Origin of the sequence: Amycolatopsis sp. NPDC052450, from assembly GCF_044547565.1 — a bacterium.
Classification (GTDB): Bacteria; Actinomycetota; Actinomycetes; order Mycobacteriales; family Pseudonocardiaceae; genus Amycolatopsis.
Genome location: NZ_JBIUAQ010000025.1, coordinates 44681 through 66563, shown reverse-complemented (window position 1 = coordinate 66563; position 21883 = coordinate 44681). Strand labels below are relative to the sequence as shown.

At 69.6% G+C, this 21883-nt stretch carries 16 protein-coding genes; 9 read left to right on the top strand and 7 right to left on the bottom strand.

What is annotated here, in order from left to right; all coding sequences use genetic code 11:
• The first annotated feature begins 25 nt into the window (after positions 1–25).
• Positions 26–1249: a mannose-6-phosphate isomerase, class I gene (gene manA / locus ACIHAO_RS31645; RefSeq protein WP_396564125.1), complete on the top strand. Its 1224-nt coding sequence runs from the start codon at positions 26–28 to the stop codon at positions 1247–1249.
• 209 nt (positions 1250–1458) lie between these two features.
• Positions 1459–1968 (top strand): hypothetical protein, encoded by a 510-nt coding sequence (locus tag ACIHAO_RS31640; protein ID WP_396564015.1) that lies wholly within the window; start codon positions 1459–1461, stop codon positions 1966–1968.
• A 58-nt stretch (positions 1969–2026) separates the two neighbouring features.
• Here ACIHAO_RS31640 and ACIHAO_RS31635 read toward each other — a convergent pair whose 3' ends face one another.
• A complete protein-coding gene (locus ACIHAO_RS31635) occupies positions 2027–5026 on the bottom strand; it encodes a BTAD domain-containing putative transcriptional regulator (RefSeq protein WP_396564123.1) in 3000 nt (999 codons plus the stop codon).
• A gap of 143 nt (positions 5027–5169) precedes the next feature.
• Between ACIHAO_RS31635 and ACIHAO_RS31630 the strand changes: the two genes are divergently transcribed.
• From ACIHAO_RS31630 to ACIHAO_RS31620, 3 genes are all read left to right on the top strand, one after another.
• The gene (locus ACIHAO_RS31630) at positions 5170–6084 is read left to right on the top strand and encodes a cation diffusion facilitator family transporter (protein ID WP_396564013.1); all 915 of its coding nucleotides are present in this window, start codon (positions 5170–5172) and stop codon (positions 6082–6084) included.
• A gap of 247 nt (positions 6085–6331) precedes the next feature.
• Entirely contained in the window at positions 6332–7852 is a 1521-nt protein-coding gene (locus ACIHAO_RS31625) for an amino acid permease (protein WP_396564011.1), read from the top strand.
• A 222-nt stretch (positions 7853–8074) separates the two neighbouring features.
• Positions 8075–8776, top strand: coding sequence for an LPXTG cell wall anchor domain-containing protein (locus ACIHAO_RS31620; RefSeq protein ID WP_396564009.1), 702 nt, complete (start codon positions 8075–8077; stop codon positions 8774–8776).
• Between the two features lie 44 nt (positions 8777–8820).
• Here ACIHAO_RS31620 and ACIHAO_RS31615 read toward each other — a convergent pair whose 3' ends face one another.
• A complete protein-coding gene (locus ACIHAO_RS31615; protein ID WP_396564007.1) occupies positions 8821–11115 on the bottom strand; it encodes a hypothetical protein in 2295 nt (764 codons plus the stop codon).
• A gap of 92 nt (positions 11116–11207) precedes the next feature.
• Between ACIHAO_RS31615 and ahcY the strand changes: the two genes are divergently transcribed.
• Positions 11208–12680, top strand: a complete 1473-nt coding sequence (gene ahcY / locus ACIHAO_RS31610; protein WP_396564005.1) for an adenosylhomocysteinase — start codon at positions 11208–11210, stop codon at positions 12678–12680.
• Between the two features lie 63 nt (positions 12681–12743).
• Here ahcY and ACIHAO_RS31605 read toward each other — a convergent pair whose 3' ends face one another.
• Positions 12744–13781: a hypothetical protein gene (locus tag ACIHAO_RS31605; RefSeq protein WP_396564003.1), complete on the bottom strand. Its 1038-nt coding sequence runs from the start codon at positions 13779–13781 to the stop codon at positions 12744–12746.
• Between the two features lie 250 nt (positions 13782–14031).
• Here ACIHAO_RS31605 and ACIHAO_RS31600 point away from each other — a divergent pair, with 250 nt between their 5' ends.
• The 3 genes from ACIHAO_RS31600 (at position 14032) to ACIHAO_RS31590 (ending at position 16082) form a co-directional block, all read left to right on the top strand.
• Positions 14032–14601 carry a papain-like cysteine protease family protein gene (locus ACIHAO_RS31600; protein WP_396564121.1) on the top strand — a complete coding sequence of 190 codons (570 nt, stop codon included), beginning with the start codon at positions 14032–14034 and terminating at the stop codon, positions 14599–14601.
• Positions 14598–15365, top strand: a complete 768-nt coding sequence (locus ACIHAO_RS31595) for a hypothetical protein (RefSeq protein ID WP_396564001.1) — start codon at positions 14598–14600, stop codon at positions 15363–15365. The genes ACIHAO_RS31600 and ACIHAO_RS31595 overlap by 4 nt, the downstream gene beginning before the upstream one ends.
• A gap of 84 nt (positions 15366–15449) precedes the next feature.
• Positions 15450–16082 carry a dTMP kinase gene (locus ACIHAO_RS31590; protein WP_396564119.1) on the top strand — a complete coding sequence of 211 codons (633 nt, stop codon included), beginning with the start codon at positions 15450–15452 and terminating at the stop codon, positions 16080–16082.
• A gap of 39 nt (positions 16083–16121) precedes the next feature.
• On the opposite strand, the gene ACIHAO_RS31585 is transcribed toward ACIHAO_RS31590, so the two are convergent.
• The 4 genes from ACIHAO_RS31585 to ACIHAO_RS31570 all read right to left on the bottom strand — a co-directional run bounded on the left by ACIHAO_RS31585 (position 16122) and on the right by ACIHAO_RS31570 (position 21823).
• Positions 16122–17225: an aromatic ring-hydroxylating dioxygenase subunit alpha gene (locus ACIHAO_RS31585; protein WP_396563999.1), complete on the bottom strand. Its 1104-nt coding sequence runs from the start codon at positions 17223–17225 to the stop codon at positions 16122–16124.
• Positions 17222–18367: an N-methyl-L-tryptophan oxidase gene (gene solA / locus ACIHAO_RS31580; protein ID WP_396563997.1), complete on the bottom strand. Its 1146-nt coding sequence runs from the start codon at positions 18365–18367 to the stop codon at positions 17222–17224. Before solA ends, ACIHAO_RS31585 begins: the two co-directional genes overlap by 4 nt.
• Positions 18364–20802, bottom strand: a complete 2439-nt coding sequence (locus ACIHAO_RS31575; RefSeq protein ID WP_396563995.1) for an FAD-dependent oxidoreductase — start codon at positions 20800–20802, stop codon at positions 18364–18366. Before ACIHAO_RS31575 ends, solA begins: the two co-directional genes overlap by 4 nt.
• 235 nt (positions 20803–21037) lie before the next feature.
• Complete coding sequence (locus ACIHAO_RS31570) at positions 21038–21823, bottom strand: IclR family transcriptional regulator (protein ID WP_396563993.1); 786 nt, start codon at positions 21821–21823, stop codon at positions 21038–21040.
• Between the last annotated feature and the right edge of the window lie 60 nt (positions 21824–21883).

The window sequence follows — 21883 nt, the reverse complement described above, 5'->3', positions numbered from 1 at the left end:
TGCCCGGCGAGGAGTTGAGGTGACAGTGGAGCTGCTGCGCAATGCCGTGCGGCCCTACGCGTGGGGATCGAGAACGACGATCCCCGAGCTGCTGGGACGTCCGGTGCCGGCGCCGCATCCGGAGGCGGAGCTGTGGATGGGCGCCCACCCCGGTGACCCGTCCCACGTCATCGGCCCGGACGGCAGCGAGCGGAGCCTGCTGGAGCTCGTCGAAGCCGATCCGGTCGGCCAGCTCGGCACGACCTGCGCCGAACGCTGGGGCGGCAGGCTGCCGTTCCTGCTGAAGATCCTCGCCGCCGAAGAGCCGCTTTCGATGCAGGCGCACCCGTCGGCCGCGCAGGCGGCGGAGGGGTACGCGCGCGAGGAGTCGGCGCGGATCCCGCGTGACGCCTCGAACCGCAACTACCCGGATCCGACGGCGAAACCGGAACTCGTCTGCGCGCTGACCGAGTTCCACGCGCTGGCGGGCTTCCGCGACCCGGAACGCACGATGTCGCTGCTGAAGGCGATCGAGACACCCGGGCTGGCGAAGTACGCGGTGCTGCTGGAGGCCCAGCCGGATCCGGCCGGGCTGCGCGCGCTGTTCACCACCTGGATCACGCTGCCGCAGGCCGCGCTCGACGAACTGCTGCCCGAGGTCCTCGATTCGTGTGTGAAACACGTCCAGGGACGCGGCGAGTTCGACGTCGAATGCCGGACCATCCTCGAACTCGGCGAGGCGCATCCGCGGGACGCGGGGGTGCTCGCGGCGCTGCTGCTCAACCGGCTCACCCTCAGCGCGGGCGAGGCGATCTACCTGCCCGCCGGCAACCTGCACCTGTACCTGCACGGCACCGCGGTCGAGATCCTGGCGAACTCGGACAACATCCTGCGGTGCGGGCTGACCCCCAAGCACGTCGACGTGCCGGAGCTGCTCCGCGTCGTCGACTTCGCGTGCGGCGAGATGCCGGTCCAGAGTGGCGAGCGCGAGGAGCGCCTGTCGGTGTACCGCACCGACGCTCCCGAGTTCGAGCTGTCGCGGATCGAATGGGAGGCAGGGGACTGCGGCGAGGTCGCCGTCCACGACGTCGGCCCGCAGATCCTGCTGTGCACCGCCGGTGGCCTGCAGGTCACGGCCGACGACGGCGAACAGGTCGAGCTCCGCCGCGGCCAGTCGGTGTGGCTCCCGGCCGCCGACCCCGCCGTCCGTGTGCGGCCGCTTTCCGCTGAGCGCACGCAGGTGTTCCGCGCCACCGCCGGCACCTGCTAGCCCCTCGACCCCGCAATTCGGCACCTGGTTGCGGTACTTGCACGCGCAAGTACCGCAACCAGGTGACGAATTGCGGGGTTCTTGGGCTACGGAGTGCTTGCCGAAGTGTGTGCGTTCCGTGTGGTGGCTTCCGCAACTATCGCCCGAAGGGGTGACCCGGCGCTTGGCGTCGGCTCGTCCCGGATGTCGATAGCCAAGGAGCAGCAGTAGTGACTTCCCATCCCGACGCGGCGAGCGGACGCGCTTACCGGGTGCCGGTCTCCGCGCGCCCCACCGCTCTGCTCGCCGCGCTCGGACTCGCCGTCGTGACCGTGCTGGTCCCGGTCGTCGACCTGGTGCTTCCCTTGCCGAGCGGCCAAGACCTGGCCGGTTCGGCGCAGGCGCTGGCGGGATTCGCCGGCGACACGATCGAGTCGATCAAAGCCGCGGGCTCCGGCCTGCACGGCCTCGCCGCCGGCGCGGAGAGCAGGCTGAGCCTCCCGCTGGTCGTGCTCGTCTCGCTCGGCGCGCAGGTCCTGCTCACCGCCGCGCTGGTGGTGACGGGCACCCAGCCCGTCCGCGTGATGCTGACCGTCGCCGGGCTGATCAACGTGTTCGCGGTCGCGCGACTCGGGCCCGCCTCGCCGCCGGTGTGGGACGCCGCGGCCAACGGGGTGCTGGTGATCGCGCTGGCCTGGTTCTCCGCCGGACGGCGTGAACCACGGCTCGCCGCCCAGTGATCCCGGACTGATGGTGATTTCCGGGTGGTGCCCGTCTGAGGGGTCGGGCACCGCTCGGTCAGGCCGGGGCGGGTTCGGTGAGCGACAACAGCAACCGGACGAGGGTCGAAGCGTTGGCGTCGTGGGGGACTTCCAATCGCTTCGCCTCTTCACCCGCCGCCTCGGCCGCTTTTGTTTCCCCGACGGCCTCGTACGCCCTGCGCAGCACGTGCAGGGTGAGGCCTGTCGCGGGTTTCCCGCCCATGGCACGGAATTCGTCGAGACAGCGGCGCAGCACGGGGATCGCGCGATCGGCCCGGCCGTCGCCGATCCAGCTGGCGGCGATCGCCCGCGTGCAGGAAAGTTCCCTCGGCCGTTCTTCGAGCGCTCCGGCCAGCCGCCGCGCGTTCTCGTAGGCCTTCACCGCGCCGTCGCGCCGTCCGGCGCCCGCGAGGATCGCGCCCTGGGTACGCAACGACTTCGCCAGTGCCGATTTCGCCGTCGTCCGGCGCAGGACCCGCACCGATTCCTCGATCGTCGCCAAGGCATCCTCCGGGCGTCCGTCGAGCATCAGCGACCACGAAAGTCCTTGCAGGGCAACACCGAGCTGTCGTTCGTCGCCGCTTTCGCGCGCCTGGGCGAGAATCCGGCGATCGATCTCCAGCGCCTCGGAGACCTTGCCCAGTCTGTGCAGCGCGGCGGATTCCGCTCGCCTCGCGTGGGTTCCGGAATCCTCCACAGTGGACAGTTCGCGCGCCTGGGTGGCGGCGTGCAGGGATTCCCCGGCCCGGCCGAGCCCGACCAGGCTGTGCGCCAGATTGGTCTCCACCCACGCCTGCGTGGCCAGATCGCCCAGCTCCGCCAATTCCTTCGAACATTCGCGATAGCCCTCGACGGCGCGTTCGTACTCGCCGCGAACATGCAGCAACACCGCCAAATTCGCCTCGGCGATGACCACGATGTGCCGGTCACCCGCCTCGCGGGCGGCGTCGCGCAACGTCTCGTACGCCGTCCGCATATCGGTGTAATGGCTGTGCAAGTACAGGTACGCGCTCAGTCTTTCCAGTATTCGCAAGGCTTTCCGCAGCCAGCCGACGGCACACAGCGACGAGACGGCGGCGACCAGGTTGGCCCGCTCCACCGAGAACCAGGTGCCGGGATCACGCAGCAGCCGCTCGACCAGTTCGCCCGCCAGGGGTTGCACGGGGACATCGTGATCCGACAACGGCATCGGCACCGTCCTCGGCAGGCGGCGGGCCGCCGTGTCGGCGAGACACAACGCCGCGTCCGACACCTTCGCGACGGTGGCCACCCGCTCGGCGCGGGTCTCCAGTTCCCTGCCGAGTTCCGTGGCGAACACCCGCACCAGGTCGTGCACGCGGAACCGCTGCTCACCCGTCGGATCGAGACCGGTGGCTTCGAGCAGGCTGGCCTCGACGAGTTCGTCGATGGCCTCGTCCGAGCGTTCGTCATCGACCAGGGCCGACACCGCCCACGCGGGCAGGTCGAGCGTGCGGCAGCGGCCGATCAACCGGAACGCGCGCCGCGCCGCCGGGCTCAGCGCTTCATAGCTCAACGCGATGCTGCCGCGCACCTGGAGATCGCTGACCTGGAGCTCGTCGAGGCGCGAGACCTCGTCTTCCAGCTTCCCGGCGAGCTTCCCGAGCGGCAGCCCCGGCCGCATGGCGAGCCTGCTGCCGGCGATCCGCAGTGCCAGCGGGAGATTGCCGCAGGCCTTGGCGATCCGCTCCGCGTCCGCGGCTTCGGCGCCCACGCGGTCCGGCCCGGCAAGCCGTGCCAGCAGGGCCATCGCCTCGGCGCCGGACAGCGGTGCGAGGTGGAGGCGATCCGCCCCGGCGAGCCCGGAAAGCCGCCGCCTGCTGGTGATCAGGACCGCGCTGCCCGGCGTTCCCGGCAGCAGCGCGCGGACCTGATCGGGACTCGCGGCGTCGTCGAGCACCACGAGGACCCGCCGATCGGCGAGGCGGCCGCGGTACACCGCCGCCCTGGCGTCGACGTCGTCCGGGATGGCCGGGCCGGTGACGCCCAGCGCGCGCAACAGGTCGCCGAGCACGGTGGCGAGGTCGCGCGGGCTGGAGGCGCCTGCCAGCGGGACGAACAGCTGCCCGTCCGGGAAGGAGCGGCGGAGCCTGTGCGCGGTGCTGACCGCGAGGGTGGACTTGCCCGCGCCGGGCTGGCCGGTGATCACCGCGACAGGGACCCCCGCGCCGTCGCCGAGCAGCCCGGAAAGCTTCGCCATCTCGTCCTCGCGGCCCGCCAGATCCGCGATGTCCGGCGGCAGCTGGCAGATCGGGAAGACCGGCGACGGCTTGGCCGGGGGCACCGGATCCTCACCGCGCAACACGGCGGCGTGCACGCGGCGGACCTCGGCGCCGGGTTCCACGCCCAGTTCCTCGACGAGGGTGGCACGCAGATCGCGGTGGACGGCCAGCGAATCGGCCTGCCGCCCGGCGCGGTGCAACGCGATCATCAGCTGCGCGGCCAGCCGCTCGCGCAGGGGATGTTCGGTGATCATCGCCTGGAGTTCGCCGGTGAGCTCGCCGTGCCTGCCGTCGGACAGTTCGGCGTCGACACAGTCTTCGAAGGCGGCGAGCCGTTCCGACTCGAGCCGGGCGACGTCCGCGTCGAGCCGGGGGATGTGCAGCCCGGACAGGACCGGCCCGCGCCATTCCGCCAGCGCCCGGCGGTAGTGCCCGGCGGCCGCCGCCGGATCGCCCGCCCGCGCCGCCGCCTTCCCGGCCGCGGCGGCTTCGCGGAAGGACAGCAGATCGAGGTCGCCGGGCTCGACCACCAGCCGGTAGCCGTGGGGATCCCGCTCGATCTCCAGTCCCTCGAAGCGGGCCCGCAGACGGGAGACGTACGTGTGCAGATTCGAGGAGTACGACTTCGGCGGCGTCTCCGGCCAGAGGGTCTCGACCAGCGCGCCGACCGGGACGGGCGAGTTCGCGTTCAGCAGCAGGACGGCCAGCAGGGCACGCTGATGATCGCCGCGCGGCGTCGTCCGCCGCCCGGACGGGCTCTCGATCGTCAACGGTCCGAGCACGCCGAATCGCGGCACGGGCACCTCCCAGGTCATGAGAGGGGCGAGACTAGCGAGGGGGCCCGACAATTCTGTGACCTGTCCCGCCCGCCGTGTACGGGCTCATCTGCACTGCTAGCCTTCGAACCCGGCATATCGGGACACCATTTGGGGAGTTGCACGTGTCTGCAGGTGGCGGAACCAAGGCGATCATCGCCGCGCTCGTGGCGAACGCCGGAATCGCGGCCGCGAAATTCGCCGGCTACCTCATCACAGGGTCGTCTTCGATGCTGGCCGAGTCCGTGCACTCGCTCGCGGACACCTCGAACCAGGGCCTCCTGCTGCTGGGGCAGAAGACCTCGCAGCGCAAGGCGACCCGCACCCACCCGTTCGGCTTCGGACGGGACCGGTACTTCTACTCGTTCATCGTCGCGCTGATGCTCTTCAGCCTCGGGTCGATGTTCGCTCTGTGGGAGGGCGTCCACAAGATCACCGAGCCGGAGGCCCTGACTTCGCCGCTGGTGGCGGTCGGCATCCTGGTGGTCGCGATCGGGCTGGAGTGCTACTCCTTCTACACCGCGATCCAGGAGTCGAAGAAGATCAAGGGCGACGCGGGCTGGTGGGCCTTCATCCGCCAGGCCAAGACGCCGGAACTGCCGGTGGTGCTGCTGGAGGACGCGGGCGCGCTGCTCGGCCTCGTGTTCGCGCTCGCGGGCGTCGGGCTTTCGGTGATCACGGGCGATCCGGTGTGGGACGGCATCGGCACCTTCACGATCGGCGTGCTGCTCGGGATCATCGCGATCATCCTGATCATCGAGATGAAGAGCCTGCTGATCGGTGAAGGCGCCTCCGAGACCGACCTCGACTCGATCGTCGACGAACTCGCCGCCGGCAAGGTCGAGCGGGTCATCCACATCCGCACGCTGTACATCGGCCCGGACGAGATGCTGGTGGCCGCGAAGCTCGCGCTGGTGCCCGGGCTGGACACCGCGGACATCGCGCAGGCCATCGACGACGCCGAAGCGCGCGTTCGCGCGAAGGTGCCGACGGCGAAGCTGATCTACCTGGAGCCGGACTTGGACCGCGCGCTGGCCTGAGCCTGGCCGGCGGTTCGCTCCTCAGATGTCATGAAAGGGTCGTTCAGGACGTTTTTCGTCCTGAACGACCCTTTCATGACATGGGCGGAAGGTTTCGCAGTCGCTTCGCGAACGCGTCCGGAGCAACTGTCCGTACACCGCCGATTACCGCCGCGACCTCCGGGTACTTGGTTGCTCTCCCACCGCGCTGCCGTGACGGCCGGGCGATAGGGTCCCTTGAACCGCAGTCAGGTGTAGGAGGTCAAGGGTGCCCGGAAACGGTCTGTGGCGTACGAAAACCATCGAGCAGTCCATCGCGGACACCGACGAGCCGGGGACGAAGCTCCGGCGGAACCTGAGCGCGTGGGATCTCACCGTCTTCGGTGTCGCCGTCGTCATCGGTGCCGGGATCTTCACCCTCACCGCGCGCACGGCCGGTGACTTCGCGGGGCCGTCGGTCTCGCTCGCGTTCGTGTTCGCGGCCATCGCCTGCGCGCTGGCCGCCCTCTGTTACGCGGAATTCGCGTCGACCGTCCCGGTGGCCGGGAGCGCGTACACGTTCTCCTACGCCACGTTCGGCGAGTTCATGGCGTGGATCATCGGCTGGGACCTCATCCTGGAGCTCGCCGTCGGCGCGGCCGCGGTGTCGAAGGGCTGGTCCGCCTACCTCGAAACCGTGCTCTCCTACATTTTCGGCAAGGGCACGAAGACGACGTTCGAGCTCGGCCCGATCCCGGTCGACTGGGGTGCCCTGCTCGTGGTGCTCGTACTGGCCACGCTGCTCGCCGTCGGCACGAAGCTGTCTTCGCGCTTCTCCATGGTGATCACCGCGATCAAGGTCGCGGTGGTGCTGTTCGTGATCGTGCTCGGCATCTTCTACATCAAGGCTTCGAACTACACCCCGTTCATCCCGGAGGCCGAGTCCGCCGCGGAGTCTGCGTCCACCGGGGTCGACCAGTCGCTGTTCTCGCTGTTCGCCGGTGGCGGCAGCAGTTCGTTCGGCGTCTTCGGCCTGCTGGCCGCGGCGTCGCTGGTGTTCTTCGCGTTCATCGGGTTCGACATCGTCGCGACCACCGCCGAGGAGACCCGCAACCCGCAGAAGGCCGTGCCCCGCGGCATTTTCGGTTCGCTCGCCATCGTCACGGTGCTGTACGTCGCCGTGTCTCTCGTGGTCGTCGGCATGGTGAACTACAAGGAACTCGCCACCTCGGCGGGTGACGGCGGCAAGAAGACGCTCGCGTCCGCGTTCGCGGCCAACGGCGTCGACTGGGCGGCCAACATCATCTCCGTCGGCGCCCTCGCCGGGCTGACGACCGTCGTCATGGTGCTGATGCTCGGCCAGATCCGGATCATCTTCGCGATGTCGCGTGACGGCCTCATGCCGCGCAGCCTCGCGAAGACCGGGGAGAACGGCACGCCGAAGCGGGCGACCATCGTCGTCGGCGGGCTGGTCGCGGTCGCGGCGACGTTCTTCCCGGCGGACAAACTCGAGGAAATGGTCAACGTCGGGACGCTGTTCGCTTTCGTTCTGGTCTCCGCGGGCGTGCTGGTGCTGCGCAAGACCCGGCCCGATCTGCCCCGCGCCTTCCGGGTGCCGCTGGTCCCGCTGATCCCGATCCTGGCGATCATCGCCTGTGTCTGGCTGATGCTGAACCTGACCGTGCTCACGTGGCTGCGGTTCCTGGCCTGGATGGCGCTGGGCGTCGTCATCTACTTCGCCTACAGCCGTCGCAACTCGCTGCTCGGCAAGCAGAACAAGGACGAGGTCCCGACGTCCGTTCCGGACTGATCTTTCTCGTTTCGGCGGCCCACCATTCCTTTGTGGATGGTGGGCCGTTCTGTCGGGGGCCCCGGTTTCGGTGTGAAATCGGTGTGCGATAGCGTCCGGTCTCTGCTTCCCCCTGACGGGTGAACGGGGCTCGTGCAGACCTACCGCGAGTTGACCTTCATCCCTCCAAAGAGGCGCCACGCTTTGCTCGTTTGTCCCCCGATCGGTACAGGAGAGCTCTGAATGCAGATCATCACCGGACGGCGTGTCCGCTCCGCCGCCACCGTCGTCGCGCTGGCGACCGCCGCCCTGCTCGGGGTCACGGGCACCGCGCTGGCGTGCCACACCGACGACCCCCGCGCCATCCCGACGCCGAAGAACGTCAGCACCTGTGAGAAGGCGAAGCTGCCGGGCACCGAGATCTCGACGAAGGACCTGACCTTCACCGGTGGCACGGAGAAGGACAAGTACCTCAACATCACCGCGGTCGGTGAAGGCGTCACCGTCACCGCGATCGTGGTCAAGGGCGGCGACGGCTACAACATCTACGAGCCCGGCAAGCGCGGTCTCGCCGAGACCCCGCCGTGGGAGAAGCTGCGCTCGCCGATGAACGGCGGCGGCAAGCAGGCCGACATCAGCCACTGGTTCGCCTGCGGCGAGAAGAAGACCAAGCCGACCGAGCCGACGAAGCCGAGCGAGCCGACGAAGACCTCGACGGTCAAGCCGCCGACGACCGCGCCGACCACCACGGACAAGCCGTCCGAGACCTCGGCTCCGTCGAGCACCGCGGTGCCCGCCCCGAACGTCGGCGGTAACGGCGGCAACGGTGGCGGCCTCGCGGACACCGGTTTCGACAACGCCTGGCTGCTGTGGGCCGGTGGCCTGCTGGTGCTGGCCGGTGCCGGCGTCCTGGTCCTGCTGCGCGTGCGTCGCAAGGCCGACTGAAACTAGCTGACGCCTGAAGGCTCTCTTCCTCGCGAAGGGGGCCTTCAGCGCATTTGCGGGAAGTCGCCGAACAGCGATCCCTGCTCGCCCCAAGGGTTCGTGGGGCGGGGGCGGCCGAGACCGGCGGCCATCGCGACGGCGTTGTCCCATTCGGCGTCGACGACGTAATCCGTGTGCTTGAGGACGCCGGGCGCCCAGCGGTGCCGTCCGGTCGGCCCGCGCATCGGATCGGGCAGCCAGTGATCGCCGCCGAGCACCAGGACACCCTGCTCGTCGGCTTCGGCGGCCAGCGGCCCCGTCCCGCCGCCGGGCAGGTAGCCGTCGCCCAGCAGTTTCCCGGACACCACGCGATGCCGCCACGTCGTGACGCCGCCGCCGAAGATGTCCGTGCCGCGGCACAGCGCCCGCCAGCGGCCGTCGAGATCCTCGTACAACCCGGCGAGCTGCTCCTGCGGCAGCATCGCGGGGAAAGCACGCTGATAACCCCATTGGAGGGGAGAGCCCGCGGTCAGCAGTCCGACGCGGTCGCGGTCCTCCGGCGGCAGATCGGCGATCACCCGCGCCGCGGCGAGCACGGTCAGCAGGCTGCCGAGGTTGTACCCGGACAGCACGACGCGCGTGCCCGGCTCGGCCAGATGCTCCTTGACCCGGTCCGCGAGTTCCGGGACGACCCTGAGCGCGTAACTCGGCGGCACGGTCGGATGGGCGGCGCGCGGCCAGAAGCACACGAGATCCGCCAGCGCGCCGAGGTGACGGCTGCGCTTGGGGGTGGTCGCGGCGGCGAACACGACACGCAGCAGTCCCGCCGCCATCGCGCCCAGCGCGAACACGCCGATCGCCGAAATCGGTTTGAACCAGTCGGGCAGCGGGCCGAAACCGAAGCGCAGCACCAGGAGGGCGCCGCCGCCCGCCGCCATCGCCAGCGCGACGGTGAGCGCGAGATGGTGCAGATGCTTGCGTTCCCACGAAGCGCGGGCCCACGCACTCGCGGCTTCCTCTTCCTGCGCCTTGTCGATCTCCATCAGCGCGACGATCTTCGGGATGCCGCGGCGCAACCGGCGCAGCGGGACGGCCACCGCGAAACCCAGCACGCCGAGCACGACGGCGAGCGCGAGCCCGGCACCCCACAGCACCGTCACCAAGGAGTAGGTGTCGGGCAGCCGGAGATCGGTCGCGCCGACCAGTTGCCGCAGCGCGACCGCGAGCCCGGCGCCGAAACCGCCGCCGAGCAGGCCCGCCAGCGCGACCACCGGTGCCGCCGCCCAGCCACCGAGCCAGGGCCGCAGCCGGTGCGGCAGATGCTTCCAGGCCGACCGGCCGAGCAGCGCCGCCGGGGCGAGCACCAGCGCGAACAGCAAGGTCACCGCCACCATGGCCGCGCCGAGCGCCTCGACCGTCCCGTCCGCTCCGCCGAGCCCGCCGCCCGGCAGACCCGCGGGCAGCGGCGTCCGGCGTACGACGGCGATCCCGACCAGCGCGACCGCGACCGCGATCACCCCGCCCCTGATCACCGGTCCGGCGGAGAAACCGACCGTCGAGGCCACCAGCGCGGCGAGGACGAGCGCCAGCGCGCAGATCCAGACGATCAGGTCGAACGTCACCGTCGGCAGCCGGAACGGCCCGCCGAGCAACGGGAGCGCGACACAGGTCAAGGCGGCGACGGTGTGCAGCGTGCGCAGGCCCGGCGTCCGCGGCAGGTCCTGCGGTTGCAGCGGGCTCGAACTGTGGGCGCGGTGCCGCCTGTTGCGTGACCGCCAGTCCGACGACGGGATCCGGTCGAGCACGAAGATCAGCACCAGTAGCGGGACCACCCCGATCGCGATCCGCAGCGGCGCGAAGTCCCGCAGGAACGACGGCGCTCCTTCGAGACAGGTCGAACCCGGGGCGAGGCACTGCGCGGCGAACAAGTCGAGTGAGACCACCGCGAGCTGGCTGATCAGCAACATCGTCAGCAGCAGTGAGGCCACCCGCAGCAGCCCCCGGCAAACCGCGCCGAGCAGTGCCGCGGACCGCCTGCCGTCCGGGACCGGCGGCAGCATCCAATGCGCGACGTTCGCCAGCGAGAACGGGAACAGCAGCGCCCACGTCGCCTTCGCCGCGCCACCTGAGGTCATCCCGCTCCACAGGTAGCCTTCGAGGATGCGCGGGATCGAACGGCCGAGCGCGGGCAGCACCGGACCGGGAGCGGGACGGCGCAGCCGGTCCGACGGCCGGATCAGCCTGCCGACCCCGTCGCCCGCTACGTCGACGACAGACGTCGAATCCAGCAGGCTTTCACCGCTCGTGCCCACTAGCCCGGGTACGCGTATTTCGACGACGCGGGTATCGGGACCCGGCATGACCACGGTGAAGGCCTCCAAACCGTTTCAGTGGGGACTGAGCCGACAACGGTACTGTTCCGATGTCATCCAACCTTGGAGGAAGCGCGCATATGACCCCCGAAAGCGTTGCCAAGCGGCACGACACCCGCAACGGCATCGAGTTCGCCGTCGCCGATCTCGAGGCCGCCGAGTTCGGCCGCAAGGAGATCCGCCTCGCCGAGCACGAGATGCCGGGCCTGATGGCGCTGCGCCGCGAATACGCCGAGGTGTATCCCTTGCGGGGAGCCCGGGTTTCGGGCTCGCTGCACATGACGGTACAGACCGCGGTCCTGATCGAAACCCTCGTCGCACTGGGTGCCGAGGTGCGCTGGGCCTCCTGCAACATCTTCTCCACCCAGGACCACGCGGCCGCGGCGATCGTCGTCGGCCCGCACGGCACCCCCGAGGAGCCCAAGGGCGTTCCGGTGTTCGCCTGGAAGGGCGAGTCGCTGGAGGAGTACTGGTGGTGCACCGAGAGGATGCTCACGTGGGACGGTGAAGGTCCCAATATGATCCTCGACGACGGCGGCGACGCCACCATGCTGGTGCACAAGGGAACCGAGTTCGAGAAGGCGGGCGTCGTCCCCGCCCCGGACGAGGACACCTCGGACGAGTTCCGCGTGTTCCTGCAGCTGCTGAGTGCTTCGGTCGCGGCCGACACCGGCAAGTGGACCAAGATCGGCGAAGGCATCCGCGGCGTCACCGAGGAGACCACCACCGGTGTGCTGCGGCTCTACCAGCTCGCGGCGGCCGGTGAACTGCTGTTCCCGGCGATCAACGTGAACGACGCGGTGACCAAGTCGAAGTTCGACAACCGCTACGGCATCCGGCACTCGCTGATCGACGGCATCAACCGCGGCACCGACGTCCTCATCGGCGGCAAGGTCGCGGTCGTCTGCGGTTACGGCGACGTCGGCAAGGGCGCCGCGGAATCGCTGCGCGGCCAGGGCGCGCGGGTGATCATCACCGAGATCGACCCGATCTGCGCGCTGCAGGCGGCGATGGACGGCTACCAGGTCAAGAAGCTGGAGAACGTCCTCGGCGAGGCCGACATCATCATCACGACCACCGGCAACAAGGACGTCGTGCTCGTCGAGCACATGGCGCGGATGAAGCACCAGGCGATCCTGGGCAACATCGGCCACTTCGACAACGAGCTCGACATGGCAGGCCTCCAGCGCTACCCGGGCATCCGGCGGATCACCATCAAGCCGCAGGTCGACGAGTGGGTCTTCCCGGACGGCAAGAGCATCCTGGTGCTGTCCGAGGGCCGCCTGCTGAACCTGGGCAACGCGACCGGGCACCCGTCGTTCGTGATGTCGAACAGCTTCTCCAACCAGGTGATCGCGCAGATCGAGCTGTTCACCAAGCACGAGGAGTACGACAAGGAGGTCTTCCGCCTCCCGAAGAAGCTCGACGAGAAGGTCGCGAAGATCCACCTCGACGCGCTCGGCGGTGAGCTCACGAAGCTGACCAAGGAGCAGGCCGAGTACATCGACGTGGACGTCGAAGGCCCGTTCAAGACCGACCACTACCGGTACTGACGGCTGCAATGAAAGGCCCCTTCATTGCAAAATTTGCAATGAAGGGGCCTTTCATTGCACGCGCTAGCGCCACTCGACCTCGATGCCGGCCAGCCCCGGCCCGGCGTCGCTGAAGAAACCACTGGTCACGCCGCCCATGTCGAGCGGCAGTTCCTCGGACTCGACGGGTACGGCGTCGTCGCGGGTCCGGAACTGCCGCGTGCAGCGGGCGGGCAGCGCGCCGAGCGCGAACTTGAGCTGCACCAGATAGCTCGAGCACTGGTCCCGCAGCATCCGGAAGTAGCCGGGCGACGCGGTGCCGGAATCGTCGCGGACCTCGAAGCAGAACACGTGGATCTCGCCCTCGGCGAGCTTCCGGTCGAAGAGCAGCTCGGTGGCCATCGTCTCGGCCTCGGCGTTGCGCCGGATCCGGCCGACGCGGCAGCCCTCGGCGGTGATCAGTTCGACGTCGCCGATGTTGCAGCCGGGGTCGCCGTTGTAGACGGTGACGTACCGGTCCGGGCCGTGCCGCCGGGCCCGGCACACCAGCCGGGTCTGGAGGCCGACCTGCCGGTGCGCGGCGTCGAAGGTGATCGTGTCGTGCACCGCGAGCATCTCGAGGTCGGCGTTGTAGCGGTTGGACGACGGGTACGCGCCCAGTTCGGCCAGCAGCTGGTCGACGATCGAGCCCATGTCGCCGGACCGGATGTCGTGGAACGACGCGGCCATCTGATGCCCGCGTGCCCGCGTGGCCCGCGGCCCGATCAGTACGACGAGCGCGTCCGCGGGCAGTTGCAGCACCGATTCCAGCGCACGCACGGCCGGGAGCGCCTTGGGTACCTCCGGCTGGCGCAATCCGCGCTGCCAGTAGCTCAACGTCGACTGTCCGATTTGGACACCGCGGAGCCCGAGGTGGGCCCGGAGCCGGGCGAGGGACAGCCCCCGGTAGGCGATCGCCTGCCGCAGGGCGTGGTGGAACTCGCCGCTGCGGAGGGCCTCGACGAGCTCTCTGGGCAGGGCTTCGAGCGATTGACGGCGCGTGCCGTCGATGATCGTCGGGGTGTCGGCTCTAGTCGAGGCATGCTCTCCCGCCGAGAACGCATCGACACCGTCTCGTGTCACCGCTCGTCCCTTCACCAGACCAGTGTGTGCGCTGAGCGTGAACGCCGCGGAACGTTCACGTTAGCAGCGCACTGTGAACACTACGTCCCCCGTTCGGGGTGGTTGACCCCGGAAGAGTGACCGTTCCGGGGTGTGGAAACGCCCCGGAACGGTCCGTTCCGCCGAGTGCCCATCTTGCTCTGCGTGAACCTTCTGTTCACCGTTGTGACCACATTGGTTCGCCATGGTGACCAGGAGGCCCGTCGTGCCTGTGTTCTCGAGCAGGGTTTGCGCCGCCGGCGCCGCGAGTCTGGCGGCGTGGCTGGCGATCCAGACCCCGGCGAGCGCGCTGCCCTCGCCTGCCGCCGTCCGGCACCCCGTCGCCATGCAGGCGCAGGAGAAGTCCCAGTGGTGCTGGGTGGCTTCCGGCAACACCATCGCGGCACACCACGGCGTGGCCCTCACCCAGAACGAATTCTGCCGGATCGCCCACGACGAGCGACGCCGGGAGTGCGCCGACAAGCCGGGAACGCTGGGCGACGTCCGGCGCGCCTTCGGCAAGCTCGGCTTCTCGGCCCCGGGGAACTACGTCAAGGGCCGCATCCCCTTCGCCACCGTCCAGGCGCAGACCGGCGCGGGCGAGCCGGTCCAGACGCGGGTCGGCTGGGCCGCGGGTGGCGGCCACATGCACGTGCTCTACGGCGCCGAAGCCGGCCGGAAGTGGGTCTCGTGGGGGGATCCACTGCCCACCGGGAGCCGCCACAACCGGTCGACCTACGACTTCTACGCCGGCAACAAGTCGTTCACCTGGACCCACACGCTTTCCGGGATCCGGCGATGAGCGCGCGGCGTTTCCTCGGCCTCGCCGGGCTGGTCGCGGTCGCGTTGCTGGTCTCAGCGCCCGGAGCGCGCGCGGATCACCTGTCCAGTGAAGATCTCGCCGCCGCGAAGGCGGCCGCGGACGACCCCACGCTGCGTGCCGAAATCGGTCGCTTCCTCACCCAGACGAGTGGTTCGAGCCAAACGCCGTCGGTTAGCGTCGTTGACGAATCCTTCCCGGTTTACGAGCTTTCGAGGGACTTCGTCGCCGGGGACGGCGCGGTCGCCGGACGGCTCGCCTACGTCGCGGTCCCGGTGACGGCGTCCGACGGGCAGACCGCGACCCTCTGGTCTGTCCGCGGCGACGACGGCGCCTGGCGCGTCGGCAACATCGCCTCGGGTGACCGGGAAAGCGCACTGGCCCGGCGGCTGCCCGCCGGCGCGGCGTTGCTCCACGAACCCCAGGTCGACGCCTGGTACGCGCTGCGCGATGGCCAGGTGACGTTGCTCGACTCGGGCGCCAGCGGTTCCGCGGCCGGTGCTTCGGTCACCCTCGCGGAGTACCAGAAGACGGTCTCCGGGCGCTATGGCGACCTGCTCGCGAACTCGCCGTACGCCCAGGAGGGCAAGGCCGGCGGTTACAACGCCCAAGTGATGCCCCGCGGCGACGGTGGCCCCGCGCCCGACGCGCAGGACACCGGCTTCGTGCCGCTGCTGATCTTCGGCGGCTTGCTCCTCATCGGTGTCGCCGGCTTCTTCCTGCACTCGAAGAGGCGCGTCCCCTAGCGGACCGGTGGGCCGGACGTGTGCTGACCCCGTCTGGCCCGCCGGTCGACCACGGCGCCTTAAGGTAGGCCCGTGGGACGACTCGTGGTGATCGAAGGTTTGGACGGCGCGGGCAAGCGCACCCTCGCCGACGCGCTGACCGGTGCGCTGAACGCGGCCGGGGCGAGCGTCACGTCCATCGCCTTCCCCCGTTACGGCGAAAGCGTGCACGCCGACCTCGTGAAGGAAGCACTGCACCGCGGCCACGGCGACCTCGCCGACTCCGTCTACGGCATGGCGATGCTCTACGCGCTCGATCGGCGGGGCGCGGCCGGCGAGATCCGCGCCCGGCTCGGCGAGCACGACGTCGTACTGCTCGACAGGTACGTCGCGTCGAACGCGGCGTACGGTGCCGCCCGGCTCCATCAGGGCGCGGACGGCGAGTTCGTGCGCTGGCTCAAGGAACTCGAGATCGACCGGTTCGGCCTGCCGGTGCCCGTCGCGCATCTGCTGCTCCGGGTCACCGCGGACGTCGCCGCCGATCGTGCGCAGCGCCGCGCGGAGAGCGACGCCGACCGCGCGCGGGATTCCTTCGAGACCGACGACGCCCTCCAGAAGCGGTGCTCGGTGGTTTACGACGAACTCGCCGCGACGGGCTGGCTCGCGCCCTGGCACGTTCTCGACGGCGTCGCCGGTGTCGACACCGCCGCTCTCGCCACCTCCCTCCTCCGCAATTAGTCACCTGCTTGCGATGTTTCGCATGCGCAAGGATCGCAATCAGGTGCCGAGTTGCGTGAGTAGCCAGGAGTGGAACTCGCCGATGTGGTGCTCGGACGGCATCAGCACCCCGCCGCCGCGGTAGGCGCGGGACGCCATCGCGGGCTGGCAGCGTTCGCAGGCGCCGAAGTCCTGCTCGTTGACGCGGTGGAACAGCTCCACCGAGCGTGACACGTCCCGGCCCGAGGCCACGACCTCCTCGGAATAGAGCCAGTCGCATTCGACGACCGTCCGGTCCGGCGCGAGCGGGTACATCCGGTGGAAGATCACGTGGTCCGGCACCAGGTTCACGAACACCTGCGGCCGGATGGTGATCGCGTAGTACCGCCTGTCCTGTTCGGTCGCGACGCCGTCGAGCCGGTCGAACCCCGAACCGCCGTCGATGGTGAACCCGTCGACGGCCTCGCCGAACTCGGCGCCGTGCCCGACGTAGTACTGCGCCGCGTACCCGTCCGCGAACTCCGGCAGCACCTCGGTGAGCTCCGGATGGATGGTCGCGCAGTGATAGCACTCCATGAAGTTCTCGACGATCAGTTTCCAGTTCGCCTTGACGTCGTAGGTGATCCGGCGGCCGACCGAGAGCCGGTCGAGGCCGTAGCGCTCGATCGATTCCAGATCGCCCAGCCGTTCCCGCACCGCGCCCTCGACGCCGGCCTCGAACGACGGCGGGTCCGCGGCGAGGCACACCCACGCGTAGCCCAGCCATTCCCGCAGCAGCACGGCGTGCAGCCCGTACTCGGCGCGGTCGATGTCCCGGAGGTTCGCCAGGTTCGGCGCCGCGATCAGCTTCCCGTCGAGCCCGTACGTCCACGCGTGGTACGGGCACTGGAACGCGCGTTTCACCGTGCCCGACTCCTCGGTGCACAGCCGGGCGCCGCGATGGCGGCAGACGTTGAGGAAGGCCCGCAGGCCGCCGTCCCGTCCGCGGCTGACGATCACGCTCTCCCGTCCGGCTCGGACGGTCCGGAAGTCGCCCGCGAACGGCAGATCCGCCGCCCGTACCGCGCAGAACCACTGGCGTTCGAAGATCTTTTCCTGCTCGGCCGCGAAGATCGCGGGATCGGTGTAGTAACCGCCGCCGAGTGTCGGGATGAGACTCGTCATCCCGGGACTCCGGCGAACCGGGCGGGATCGAACAGGGCGACCGGATGCCCGGTCGTGCCGTCCACGACCAGGTCGGCGAGGATCTCACCGACCACCGGGACGAACTTGAAGCCGTGCCCGGAGAACCCGCAGGCGACCACCACACGATCGCGGGTGGGATGGCGGGAGATGACGAAATGCTCGTCGGGGGTGTTCGTGTACATGCAGGTCGCCGCACGGAGGAACGCGCCGGGCAGCGATGGCATCTTCCGCCCGACGAACTCCGAGATCTCGTCGACCTCACCGGGGTGCACTGTCCGGTCGATGGTCTCCGGCGTGCACGTCTCGCCGCCGCGGAAGAACGCGACCTTCACGCTCCCGGCGTCGTCGTGTGAGGGGAAACCGTAGAACTGGCGGCCGTTCTCGCCTTCCCAGACGTAGATCGGATGCCGTCCGGCGCGGAACGGCTCCGCCCCGCCCGACGGCGCGAACCAGTACTGGACCTGGCGTTCGATGGTGAAGCCGAGCCCGAGTTCGGCGAGCAGCTCCGGTGCCCAGGCGCCGGGGCAGATCACCAGCTGTTCCGCCGTGTAGAAGTTCTGTGACGTGCCGACCCGGACACCAGTGGAAGTCTGCCGCCACGAAAGGACCTTCTCCTCGTGGTGCAGCTCCGCTCCGGCACGGGCGGCGAGCTGGAGGTGCGCCGCCACACTGCCTTCCGGCACCACGAACCCGGCGTTCTCCTCGTACAGCGCGATTTCGTGGTCCGCGGGGCGCATCGTCGGAAACCGGCGCCGGATCTCCGCCGCGTCCAGCAGTTCATGCGGCAGCCCCCATTTCCGGGCGCTGGCCAGGCTTCCCGCCACCGTCCGCGAATCGGGGCCGCCGAGCATGATGCCGCCGCAGCGGGTGAAGATCTTCCGGCCGGAGTCGCGTTCGACGCCGTCCCACAGTTCGTGCGCCCGCAGCAGGAGCGGCACGTACGCGGGATCCTCGAAGTACGCCTGCCGGGTGATCCGCGAGCCGCCGTGGCTGGACCCGAGGTTGTGCACCGGCGCGTACCGGTCGATGCCCAGCACGCGCTGTCCTCGCCGGGCGAGCCGGTACGCGGCCGCGCTGCCCATCCCGCCGAGGCCGATGACGATGACGTCGTAGTGGCTCATGCGGCGCTCCTGATCCGGGTCATGCCGGGGTCGAACAGCGGTTCACGCGCGACGACGGCGGGGATCCGCTCGCCGAAGTACTCGATCTCCAGTGGCCTGCCCGGCTGCGTGAACTCCACCGGAAGCCAGGCGTACGCGATGTTCTTGCCGACGGTGTAGCCGTACGCGGCGCTGGTGACGTACCCGGCCGGACGGCCGTCGGCGTACACCGGTTCCTTGCCGAGCACGACGGAGTACGGATCGTCGACGGTGAGGCAGGTCAGCTTCCTGGTGACGGTGTCCTCAGAGCGGCCAGCCAGCGCGTCGCGTCCGATGAAGTACCCCTTGTCCATCCGCACGGCGAAACCGAGCCCGGCCTCGTACGGATCGTGTTCGGCGGTGACGTCCGTGCCCCACAGCCGGTAGCCCTTCTCCAGGCGCATGCTGGAGAAGGCGTCCCGTCCGGCGGCGATGATCCCGTGCGCCCGCCCGGCTTCCCAGAGCGTGTCCCACAGCAGACGGCCGAGGTCCGCGCTCGTGTACAGCTCCCAGCCGAGTTCGCCCACATAGGACAGTCGCATCGCGGTCACCGGCACCTGACCGACGTACGCCTGCTTCGTCTTGAAGTAGCCCATCGCCTTGTGTGAGAAGTCCGTTGTGGACAGTGGCTGGAGTACCGCTCTGGCGAGCGGGCCCCACAGTCCGACGCAGCAGGTGCCCGGAGTCGTCTCGTGGATCTGCGCGGCGCCGTCGCCGGGGAGATGGCGCCGCAGCCAGTCGATGTCGATCGGGCTGTTGAGGCCGACCTGGAACCGCTCGGCACCGAGCCGGGCGACGGTCAGGTCGCTGCGCACGCCTCCGTCCTCGTCGAGCAACAGCGTGTACGTGACCGAACCGGGCTTCTTGTCGAGCTGGTTCGTGGTCATCGTCTGCAGGAACGGCAGCGCGCCGGGACCTGTGACCTCCACGCGTTTCAGCGACGTCATGTCGAACATCGCCACCCGCTGCCGCGCTACCAGCGCTTCGGCGCCGCCGATCGGCGACCAGTACCGCGCGGCCCAGTCGTTGCGTTCCGGGATGAGAGCGACCTCCGGGAGATCCGCGTTCGCCTCGTACCAGTGCGGCCGTTCCCAGCCGCTCGCTTCGAGGAAGAACGCGCCGAGCTCCGCTTGCCTCCCGTGGAAGGGACTCGTTCGCAGCGGCCGTGGTTCTTCCATGGGCTGTAAGGGATGAACGACGTCGTAGACCTCGACGAAACTCTGACAGCTACGCGCCATGACGTAGTCCGGGGCCAGCTGCACCCGCTCGAACCGCGCTAGGTCGCAGCCGTGCAGATCCGCGCCAGGCCGCCCGTCGACCAGCCACCGCGCCATGGCCCTCGCGACCCCGGCCGAATGCGTGATCCAGACGGCTTCGGCGACCCAGAAGCCGTCGAGGTCCGGATGCTCGCCCAATAGCGGCATACCGTCCGGGGTGAAGGAGAACAGGCCGTTGATGCCTTCCTCGACCTTGGTCTCACCCAGCGACGGCAGCAGGTCGACGGCGGCAGCCCAGGACGGCTCGAAGTCCTCCGGGGTGAACGCCAGTTCCGACGGCATGCCCTCGCCCGCCCCGATCTCCCCGGCGGGCAACGGCATCGGCCGGTGCCCGTACGCGCCGATGCCGATCCGGTCGACGTGTTCGCGGAAGTAGAGGTCGGCGTCCTGATGCCGCAGGATGGGCCGGGTGGCCTCCTCGGTCACCCCGGCGAGTGACGGCAGCGGGCTGGTGCGCGCGTACTGATGCGCCATCGGGACCAGCGGGATCGTGAGGTCCACCAGTTCGCCGAGCAACGGTCCCCACATCCCGGCGCACGAGAGCACGATGTCCGCGCGGAAGTTCCCCGTCTTGGTGGTGACGCCGGTGACCCGGCCACCCGACCGTTCGATCCCGACGACCTTCTGGCGCGAGAGGAACCTCGCGCCGCGTCCGATCGCGCGGCGGGCCTGCGCCTCGGCCGCCCGCAAGGGTTTGGCCAGCCCGTCGGAGGGGATGCGGAACCCGCCGAGCACCTTGGCCGGATCGAGCAGCGGATGCAGCGCGGCGCATTCGGCCGGTTCGATCAGCCTGCTTTCGACACCCGACGCGGTCGCCCAGCCGTGACGGCGCTTGAGGTCGGCGAGCCGTTCCGGCGTCGTGGCCACCTCCAGCCCGCCGACGGGGTGGAAACACGGCTTCCCGTCGAGGTCGAGCGCGCCGTACTTGGCGACGGTGTACTGGGCGAACGACGTCATCGTGCGGCAGGCGTTGGTCTGGAAGACCAGCCCTGGCGCGTGCGAACTCGACCCGCCGGTGGCGAACAGGTCGCCCTGGTCCAGCACGGTGAGGTCGGTCCAGCCACGCTCGGTGAGCTCGTCGGCGATCGCGCAGCCGACGATGCCGGCGCCGATCACGACGACGCGGGGTCCTGGGGGCATGGTGAGGGGTACCTCCTGCCTGCCCTGGAGAGTCCACAAAGGACACAGGGCATCGGGGTGACAGGCGCTGTTGCGGATGAGGCACGTTGTTCCGTCTTCAGCAACAAAGTGCGGCACGTGCGGGCACGCTGTCAAGAGCCCCGCAATTGGTCACCTACTTGCGGCGGTCGAGGGGAGTGCGGCGCGAGATGGGGTGTCGCAAGTAGGTGACCAATTGCGGAGGGGACAGGTCGCGTCAATCCGCGAAGTGGCCCAGCTGTGCCGAAAGATCCGCCGCCGCCTCCGCGAGCGGCCGCACGATCTGCCGCACCCGCTGTTTCGAGAGCCGGTACGACGGACCCGAAGCGCTCATCGCCGCGATGACCTCGCCGCCGGGGCCGTGCACCGGCACCGCGACCGCGTGCATCCCCAGCTCCAGCTCCTCGAAGCAGGCCGCGTACCCGTCCTCGGCGACCCTTTCGAGTTCCGCGGTCAGCTGCTCCGGATCGGTCGTCGTCCGGGGCGTGAACTGTTCGAGTTTCCGCCGGAGCAAGCGTTTGCGCTCGGCGTCGCCCAGGTACGCGAGCAGCACCTTCCCGCTGGACGTCGCGTGCAGTGGCGTGCGCTGGCCGGTCCAGTTCTGCGTGGAGATCGCGGCCGAGCCGCGAGCCTGGCTGATGTTGATCGCGACCCCGTCGTCGGCGATCGCGATGTTGACCGTTTCGCCGAGCGTCTCCGCCAGGCTCAGGCAGGTCTGCCTGCCGATCTTCGCCAGGTCCATCCGGCCGGCGGCGGCGCCGGCGAGCCGGACGATGCCGAAGCCGATCGCGTATTTGCCGCGTTCGCCGAGTTGCTCGACGAGGCCGCGGTTCTCCAGGACGCTCAGCAGGCGGGACGCCGTCGACTTGTGCACGCCGAGCTCGCCCGCGATCTCGGTGATCCCCGTTTCCCCGTTGCGCGCCAGCAGTTCCAGCACGCTGATCGCGCGGTCGACGGACTGTACCTGGCTGGGCGTTGCGTTCCCCGCGTCCTGGTTCCGCATGACGCAACAGTAGCCGTTTCGCCCGCATCCGCTCGGCTGAGTGGGCGAATCCCTTGACTC

Coding starts and splice junctions, on each gene's coding strand:
- ACIHAO_RS31570 (WP_396563993.1), bottom strand. CDS start 21,823: ATGCGGAACCAGGACGCGGGGAACGCAACGCCCAGCCAGGTACAGTCC.
- ACIHAO_RS31595 (WP_396564001.1), top strand. CDS start 14,598: ATGAGCGCGCGGCGTTTCCTCGGCCTCGCCGGGCTGGTCGCGGTCGCG.
- ACIHAO_RS31615 (WP_396564007.1), bottom strand. CDS start 11,115: ATGCCGGGTCCCGATACCCGCGTCGTCGAAATACGCGTACCCGGGCTA.
- ahcY (WP_396564005.1), top strand. CDS start 11,208: ATGACCCCCGAAAGCGTTGCCAAGCGGCACGACACCCGCAACGGCATC.
- ACIHAO_RS31585 (WP_396563999.1), bottom strand. CDS start 17,225: ATGACGAGTCTCATCCCGACACTCGGCGGCGGTTACTACACCGATCCC.
- ACIHAO_RS31620 (WP_396564009.1), top strand. CDS start 8,075: ATGCAGATCATCACCGGACGGCGTGTCCGCTCCGCCGCCACCGTCGTC.
- ACIHAO_RS31575 (WP_396563995.1), bottom strand. CDS start 20,802: ATGCCCCCAGGACCCCGCGTCGTCGTGATCGGCGCCGGCATCGTCGGC.
- solA (WP_396563997.1), bottom strand. CDS start 18,367: ATGAGCCACTACGACGTCATCGTCATCGGCCTCGGCGGGATGGGCAGC.